Here is a 9,245-nt window from a genome sequence, read left to right as displayed (position 1 = left end):
CCCCCGACATCACCACCACCGGCACCGGCAGAACCCCCAACACCCCCACCGAACACACACTCACCCACATCTACCGCGACGTACTCCACCTCGACAACGACACCACCCTCACCGTCGACGACAACTTCTTCCACCTCGGCGGACACTCCCTGACCGCCACCCGACTCATCGCCCGCACCAACGCCCACTTCGCTTCCGCGTTGACTCTTCGGTCGGTCTTCGACGCACCCTCGATCGGCGGTCTTGCCACCGTCCTGGACGGTGCCGCCGGCGGGGACAGAACAGCCCTGTCCGATGTCGTTGTGCCCGAGATGGTTCCGGCATCGTTCGGCCAGCAGTCGTTGTGGGTGATCGACCAACTCGGAGCACCGAAGTCCCAGTACGTCGTGCCCACAGTGCTGAGGCTGACCGGCACCCTCGACACCTCCGCTTTCACGGCAGCTGTGCACGATGTCGTGGCACGACACGCGACACTGCGCACACTGCTCGTCGAACGCGGCAGTGCACTCACCCAAAGGATCGTGCCCGCAACCGAACGCGCGCCGATCGAGATCGCCGATCTTCGCCGGGTCGGTCCTCGCAGCACCGTCGAGCAGCAGGTCCTGGACCACATCGGGACGGTGATCGATGTCGGCTTCGATCTGGCCACCGAACTGCCCATCCGGGTGTCCGTGCTCCGCGTCGACGACACGGAGTGGACCGTCCTGATCGCGGTCCACCATCACGCCATCGACGAGTGGTCGACCGCATCCCTGTTCGGCGACCTGTCCATCGCGTACTCCGCTCGCCTCGCGGGCGGGTCACCCGACTGGTCCCCACTGCCCACCTCGTACGCGCAGTACGCCACGTGGCAGCGCGCCACGCTCGGCGATCCGACGGAGCCGTCGTCGACACTGGCCGGACACCTAAGTTATTGGCGCGACGCCCTCGCAGACGCACCGGACGAGTCGACGCTCGCCACCGACCATCCACGACCCGCACAACCGACCCACCGTGGCGGCGACCTGTCGTTCGTCCTCGACACCGACACCGTTGACGGTCTGCGCCGCACGGCGGCAGACCTGGGCGTGTCGATGTTCATGATCTCCCAGGCCGCAACCGCTGCGACGGTATCGCTGCTCGGCTCGGCTTCGGACGTCGTGATCGGATCGCCGGTCGGAGGGCGTACCGAGGACGGCCTCGAAGACGTCGTCGGCTACTTCGTCAACACCCTGCCGCTACGGCACCGCCTGTACCCGCGAGACACGTTCGCCGATCTGCTCACTCGCGTCCGGCAGACCGTCCTGGACGGATTCGCCCACCAGAGCGCACCGTTCGAGGGAATCGTCCGCGAAGTCGGGATCACCCGTACCACCGACCGCACACCTCTGTTCCAGATCCTCCTCACTCACATCGCGATCGACACCGAATCGGACGAGGACTACCTCGACCTTCCCGGAATACAGGTCGAACCCGCAGGAACAGTGTCGTCGTCGACGGTGAAGACCGATCTCGAGCTGGACATCGAAGACGGTCCGAACGGAATCGCCGGCTCGATCGCCTACGCGGCGGACCTCTTCACGTCCGCCACGATGGAACGACTCGTCGAGGTCCTCAAGGCCGTGATGAGTGCCATCGCCCATGCACCCCACTCCCGCATCGTCGACGCCCCTCTGATTCCCGAGGCAGATCGAGCGCGGACGGCCCGGTGGGAGAACGGAACTCAGCAGAGTGTCGACGACGCGACACTGGACTCGCTGGTGCACAACTGGATTCAGGCCACACCCGACGCCGTCGCCGTCGTCGACGACACCGGCATGGCACTCACCTACCGACAGTTCGACATCCGCATCGATGCCATGACCGCCGTCCTGGCCGGTGTGGGAGTGACCCGCGGCGACCGGGTTGCCGTGATGCTGCCTCGTTCGATCGATCTCGTCGTCACGTTGCACGCCGCTGTCCGCCTCGGTGCCGCTTACGTGCCGATCGACCCGGCATATCCGTCGGAGCGGATCGGGCACATTCTCGACGACGCCACCCCGCGTGTCACTGTCACCGACAGCTCCGCACTGGCAGCACACCCGGGTATGTTCGCCGATTCGGTTGTCGTGAAGGATAATCCGACCGTACGGGCCCGCCTCGATTCCGAGGACGTCTACGCTGTCGACGCGGTGTCACCGTGCGCATCGGACACGGCGTACGTCATTTTCACCTCGGGGACCACCGGTCGCCCGAAGGGTGTCATGGTCTCGCACGAGGCGATCGTGAATCGATTGCGTTGGATGCGAGACGATTACGGCATCACCGAGCGCGATCGCGTTCTGCTGAAGACTCCTGCCGTGTTCGACGTGTCCGTGTGGGAGTTCTTCCTGCCGTTCGTCAGCGGAGCCACCCTGATCGTCGCCCGCGACGAGGGCCACAAGGACGCCGATTACCTCACCGAGGTCATCGAACGGCACCGGGTGACGGTGGCCCACTTCGTTCCGGCCATGCTCGCGGCCTTCCTCGCCGCCGAGCCGGCTCCGAGTCGAGTCGAGTCGTTACGCCGGGTCTTCTTCTCGGGTGAAGCTCTCCCCGCATCGGCGGCAATCGCAGCGGGCGAGCTCTTCGGCCGCGCCGAACTTCACAACCTCTACGGGCCTACCGAAGCCGCCGTCGACGTCACTGCTCATCCGGTCTCGGCCGCCGAACTCGAAGGCCGCACCGTCGTTCCCATCGGCCGACCGGTCACCAACACGTCCGTGCGCGTTCTGGATTCGTGGCTCAGAGACTGCCCTGTCGGTGTCGTGGGCGAGCTGTACCTCGGCGGCGTTCAGTTGGCCGGCGGATACATTCGACGCAGCGCACTGACTGCGCAGCGGTTCGTCGCCGATCCGCGCACTCCGGGACTTCGTCTCTACCGCACCGGAGACCTCGTGCGGTGGAACGCCTCCGGTGCCCTCGAATATTTCGGTCGCTCGGACGATCAGGTCAAGATTCGCGGCTTCCGCATCGAGCTCGACGACATCCGAACGGTGGTCGAGGCACATCCCGCAGTATCGGCGGCAGTCGTGATCGCCGCCGATCGCCCTGCCGGTGGGGCATTCCTGGTCGCGTACCACACCGGCGGATCCGTCGACCGTGACGCGTTGACGGCCCACGTCGCGGCGGCTCTGCCCGACTACATGGTCCCGACAACTTTCGTCCGTCTCGACGCCCTCCCCACCACCGCCAACGGAAAGCTGGACCGCCGGGCACTGCCAATCCCGGAATTGCCGAGCACGGGCAGTGGACGCGCGCCCTCGACCGACACCGAAAATGCGTTGGCACAGATCTTCCGGGACGTGTTGAGTCTGGGCCGCGACGTCACACTTTCGGTGGACGACGACTTCTTCGGTCTCGGCGGCGACAGCATCTCCTCGATCCAGGTGGTGTCAGCTGCTCGCCGGGCGGGCCTGACGGTCACCGCGGCAGAAGTATTCGCCGCCCGTACCGTCGCTGCCCTCGCACGCTCGGTTGACCATCGGACCCGGTCGACGGCGGCGGGGCCGAAACAGGTCCGTCGATCGCGCGTGATGCCCATCGCCGCAGCGCATCTCGAGGAACCAGGTTTCGACGAGTTCACGCAGTCCTACGTGTTCGTCACTCCGGGAGAGATCACGGTCGACGCGGTACGCCGGGTCATGACCCGCGTTGCGGCGCACCATCGGGTATTGCACGCCGGGATAGAGCGCGACGACACCGGAGCGTGGTTCATGACCATCCCCGATACGTCGAGCGCAGCCGACAGCCATATTGTGTCCGAGACCTTCGCCGGCGGTTGGGAATCGGCCGGATGGACGAGCCGAGTGGATTCGCTCGTCACCGAACTCTCTCGTGAACTCGACCCCCACACGTCCGTCATGTGGCGCGCCGTGGCGGTCACCGATCCTCGCGAGAGCACCGGCCGTCTGGTCGTGGTTGCACACCACCTCGTCGTCGACGGTGTGTCGTGGCGAATCCTCGAGGACGACCTGGCGCAAGCGTGGGCACTCGAATCCGGCAGCACGACGGACGAACTGCTCGGCGTCGGAACCGATGTGACGTCATGGACCGCGGCGCTCCAGAGCCGCGCTCGCGACATCGAGATCGCGTCGCAGCTCGACTACTGGGCCACCGTCGTCGACGCCATCGTTCCGGTTATCACCGACCGGCCACTCGATCCGTCCCGGGACACCGTGGCGACCACCGCGGACATCCACGTCACGGTCCCCCCGCAGATCACCGAGACCGTGCTGGGCCCACTCACGACGGCGCTGTCCGCCGGCGTCGACGACATCCTCGTCGGCGCTCTGGCCGTCGCCACGGGGGTCTGGCGCGCCCGTCGAGGGCTCGGTGTCCACAGGCCCATCGTGGGCCTGGAGGGGCACGGACGTGACGAGACCACGGTGCCCGGGGCCGACCTGTCTCGTTCGGTCGGGTGGTTCACCACCTGGTACCCCGTGGCCGCTGACATCGGGAACATCGATCCCGCTGCGGCACTGACCGATCCGAACTCCGCGGCCGATGCGATACTGCGGGTCAAGGAATCGCTCGCTTCGGTACCTGCACACGGAATCGGCTACGGCGTGCTGCGCTACCTCGATTCGTCTGCTGCGCAGCGACTCACCGCCTCGACGGTGCCGGACCTCGCGTTCAACTATCTCGGACGGTTCACCGACTCCGCCGAAACCGCTGGTAGCCAGGCATTCTGGACCAGCGCGCCCGAACTGCCCGGTATCGGTGGGCACGCGTCCGTTCTGTCCCCCGCGGCTGCGGCGATCGATATCAACGTCGCTGCGGTACCGGGCCTCGACGGGTCGACGGTCATCGAGGGCACCTGGACGTACGCGGGGCAGCTCGTCACCGAGAGCGACGCACAGGAGTTGGCCCATCTCTGGGTCGAAGCCCTGACGACGCTGGCGCAGTATGCGGCCACCACCGACCGGATACGCCGATCTCCGTCGGACGTCATCGCATCCGGAGTGACGTTCGCCGACATCGCCGGCTGGGAAGCGCGGTACGGCGACATCGCCGACGTGCATCCGCTGACGCCGCTGCAACACGGCATGGTGTTCGAATCGCTCGTCGGTGCAGAATCGGGAGTCGATGTCTACGTCACCCAGAACGTCGTGCACCTCACGGGCACACTCGATCCCACGAGACTGTCGAGTGCGCTGGGCACCGTACTCGAGACGTACCCGAACCTCAGGGCCGCAATCACCGGACTATCCGACGGCGACCAGGTCGCGGTCGTTCCGGCACAGGTGTCGGCGACGATCGATCACGTCGACCTCACCACCGAGGACGACCCTGCCGCGGAAGCTGTCCGTATCGCGGCGCAGGACAGGGCTACTCCGTTCGTGTTGGATCGACCGCCGCTGCTTCGGCTCACGGCCCTCACACTCGCTCCGGCCGAACACCGCGTCGTCGTCACGATGCACCACGTCCTCGCCGACGGGTGGTCCACACCCTCGTTGATCACCACACTCCTCGAGGCCTACCGCAGCCCGGACGCGCCGGTGATTCCCGACCGCGCTCATTCCGACTTCCTGCGCTGGCTCGGGACCCGGGACACCGGAGCCACCACGCGGGCATGGACCGACGCACTGGCCTCGGTCACCGAACCGACGTCGATAGCTCCCACCGCGACCACGTCGTCGACCGAGTTCCCCGAGCAGCTCGTCCTGGAGGAAGGACCGGACCGAACAGCCGAATTGTTCGCACTCGCGCGCTCGCAGGGCTCGACATTCAGCACCCTCGTTCAATCCGCCTGGGCCGTCACGCTCAACGCCGTCACCGGCCTTCCCACCGTCACGTTCGGGACCACCGTCTCGGGGCGTCCCGCGGGCATCGACGGCATCGAGAACTCGGTCGGCATGTTCGTCGACACCGTCCCCACCCCTGTCCGGATCGGTGACAACCCGACCCTGATCGAACTGATCGGCCGAGTTCACGGCCAGAACACCGCACTGCTCGACCACCATCATGTCGGGTTGCCGGATCTGCACCGGATCGCCGGACTGCCCACCCTGTTCGACACGCTGGTCGTCTACGAGAACTATCCGATAGACACCGGTGCCGACCACACCGGTGGAAGTCTCACCCTGACCGAGGTGGACGGGCGCGACTCGACCCACTACCCGCTGACCCTTGCCGTCATCCCCGGAGGAGAGTCTACGACGTTCGAATTCTCCTACGCAGCAAACGTTGTCACGGCAGACGTCGTGAGCCGCATCGCCACGATCTTCGCCCGCACTCTCGATGCGTTCGTTTCGCGGCCGGGCACCCGGGTCGCGGAGCTCGATCTAGTGCCTGCATCCGATCTCGATCGCATCGCGCGGTGGACCAGCGGAGCCGAGGTGCCCGACACGGGCGAGACCCTCAGCGATCTGATCAGCGCGCAGGTCACCAGAACTCCCGACTCGATCGCCGTGCGGAGCGACGACGGCGTCGATACAACGTACGGAGAGTTGGACGTTCGAGTGCAGGAGCTCACGCGAGCGCTCCTGCAGCACGGCGTCACCAGGGGCACCCGAGCCGCTGTCCTCCTGCCTCGCTCGCTCGACCTCGTCGTGACCATCGTGGCGATCGTTCGGGCCGGGGCCTCATACGTCCCGATAGATCCCGACAACCCGACCGTGCGCGTCGCGCAGATCATCCAGGACGCGACTCCGACGGTCGTCGTCACGGACCTCGCGACACTCGATCGACATCACTCGGCCGGGCTCTCCGGGGTCGGTGTCGTCACGCTCGATGACCCACTGCCGCAAGCGGGGTCACATTCCGTGGAGCGTCTCTGCCCGCCATCGGCAGAGGACGGCGCGTACGTTCTGTTCACCTCCGGCACCACCGGACGCCCCAAGGGGGTCGTGGTCTCGCACCGCGCCGCGGTGAACCTGAATCGGTGGATGCAGTCCGTCTTCCCGATCGGTGACGGGGACCTGGTGCTGCAGAAGACTTCCGTCGGCTTCGACGTCTCGGTGCCGGAGTTCTTCTGGCCGTTGATCACCGGGGGTGCGATCAGATTGATCCGGCCCGGCGGCGAGAAAGACCTCGATTACCTGGCGCAGATACTCCGTGACGAACCGATCGCCTACGCGGACTTCGTTCCGACTGCCTTGCAAGCCATGGTGGAGCAAGGATTCGATCCGGACGACACCCGACTGCGATATCTGGCGGTCGGTGGCGAGCTCTTCCCCGGCCCTCTGGGACGCTCGCTGGCTCGGGCTCGCGCTCGCGTACTCAATGTGTACGGCCCCACCGAGACCACGGTGAACATCACTGCGCACCGGGTCGTTGCCGAGGAGGTGGCCGAGGCGTCGTCGGTTCCGATCGGTACGCCGGTCTCGAACACACGAGCGCGGGTACTCGACGCATGGCTGCGTCCGGTGCCGATCGGGGTCACCGGAGAGCTCTACCTCGGTGGTGCACAGCTCGCGGACGGATACATCGGCCGGCCGGCACTCACGTCCTCGCGCTTCGTTCCTGACCCGTTCGGCGCGCCGGGAAACAGGCTCTATCGCACAGGCGATCTGGTGCAGTGGAACGAATCCGGCGCTCTCGAGTATCTCGGCCGATCCGACGATCAGGTGAAGATCCGCGGTTTCCGCATCGAACTCGACGAAGTCCGCAGCACCCTCGAGCTCCACCCGGGGGTCTCGGGTGCGGCCCTCGCCGCGGCCGATCACCCTGCCGGCACACGGGCATTGCACGCGTACTTCACCCTCACCGGCACCGGCGTCACCGGGGACGACCTTCGCGCGTTCGTCGCATCTCGTCTCCCCGAGTACATGGTGCCCTCCACGTTCACCGAACTGGATCGGTTCCCGACCACTCCGAACGGAAAGCTGGACCGACGAGCTCTCCCCACTCCCGACCTCGCTGCCGCTCTGTCCCAAGGCAGTCGGGATCCTGAGTCGGTTGCCGAAGTGGCTGTGGCGCAGCTGTTCCGGGAGGTGCTTCGCACACCCGAAGCCGTTGACCTGTCCGTAGACGAGGACTTCTTCCGACTGGGAGGTGACAGCATCCTCGCTGCGCGACTGGTGTCACTCGCGCGGCGACAGGACCTCCCGCTGACGATCCGGGACGTGTTCGAGAAGCGGACGATCGGCGAACTGGCCGCATCGATGACCGTTTCCGCACCGACCACAGAACCGATCCCGTTGGTGCCGTCGTCGACCCTGGAACGACTGCGCGAGTCCGGCAGTGGCGTCGACAGCTGGGCGTACACCGAGGTGGTGCAGGCTCCTGCACAGGATCTCGACTCGTTGCGGTCGTCGTTCGTCCGGCTGGTATCGGCCACCGATGCACTGCGGATATCGGTGACCGCTGCGAGTCGCCGGTTGTGGACTTCGGAGGTGAGACCGGCCGAGGCCGTCGATCCCGCAGGGCAATTCGTTGCCCACCTTTCCGCTGTGGACATCGACGACGCTGCAGCACAGGCCCTCTCGATGATCGATGTGGGCACTGGACATTCGGCGGCGGTGGTCGCGTGGGCCGACGACACCGGTGTCGCGTTCGTGCTGGCAGTTCACTCGACTGCCGCAGATAGGTCCTCGGTCCACCGGATGGCACGCCGTCTGATCGGGGCCGACGACACCGAGAAGCCGTCAGCGCCCCTGTCCCCGGCCCTCGAAGCCATCGAGAACGACGCGCAGGAACTCGATGTCGACCACGTCGAAGCCTGGGTGGTCGCGTCCGAACGTCCGACGACAGAAAATGATTCGATGTGGGTGTCCGGTGGCCGAATCGACTTCGAGATCGACCTCGACGGTCACGTCGAGGCAGCAATCGATGGTGCACTCCGCCAGATCACGCACGGTGCATCCGACAATCTGCGCGTCGATCTCGAGGTGGACATGCTCACCGGGGACACCGCTGCGGGATTACCCGTCGGGCCGTTCACGGCGACGTGGCCGTCACGGGCCAGGCTCGCCGCGGCGGACGTGGACCCGCGGGAGTTCCCACTTCTTCGGTTCCACAACAGAACCGGTCGCAGAGCACTCCGCAAGGTGGAGCATTCCGATGTTCTGGTCACTCGAACCTACGGCCTCGTCGCGTCCGGGGAACGCGAAGGCGTCGAGGCCGAGTACCGCTGTGTGGTGCGCTATCGAATCGAGTCGACGTCGGTGGCCGTCACGGTGATCGGCATGTCCGACGAGGCGGTGGCCGAGTTGCGCGACGCCCTCTCGTCGTCACTCGATCGAGCCCCGGTCTGCTGAGCGCGGTCGATACGAAAACGACTGCGCCGCCGCCGGGTCGAACCC

General features: G+C 66.2%; 1 protein-coding gene and 1 pseudogene. Both read left to right on the top strand.

Translation table 11 applies throughout. The features are described 5' to 3' along the window. Positions 1-8 precede the first annotated feature (8 nt). Positions 9-194: pseudogene (locus CH251_RS28285) on the top strand (phosphopantetheine-binding protein); the annotation flags it as partial. Between the two features lie 6 nt (positions 195-200). Then, positions 201-9,200: a non-ribosomal peptide synthetase gene (locus CH251_RS14180; RefSeq protein ID WP_256979068.1), complete on the top strand. Its 9,000-nt coding sequence runs from the start codon at positions 201-203 to the stop codon at positions 9,198-9,200. Positions 9,201-9,245: the final 45 nt, after the last annotated feature.

Origin of the sequence: Rhodococcus sp. 06-462-5, from assembly GCF_002258315.1 — a bacterium.
Classification (GTDB): domain Bacteria; phylum Actinomycetota; class Actinomycetes; order Mycobacteriales; family Mycobacteriaceae; genus Rhodococcoides.
The sequence above is the reverse complement of the archived record's forward strand: the minus strand, read 5'-3'. Positions and strand labels throughout refer to the sequence as shown.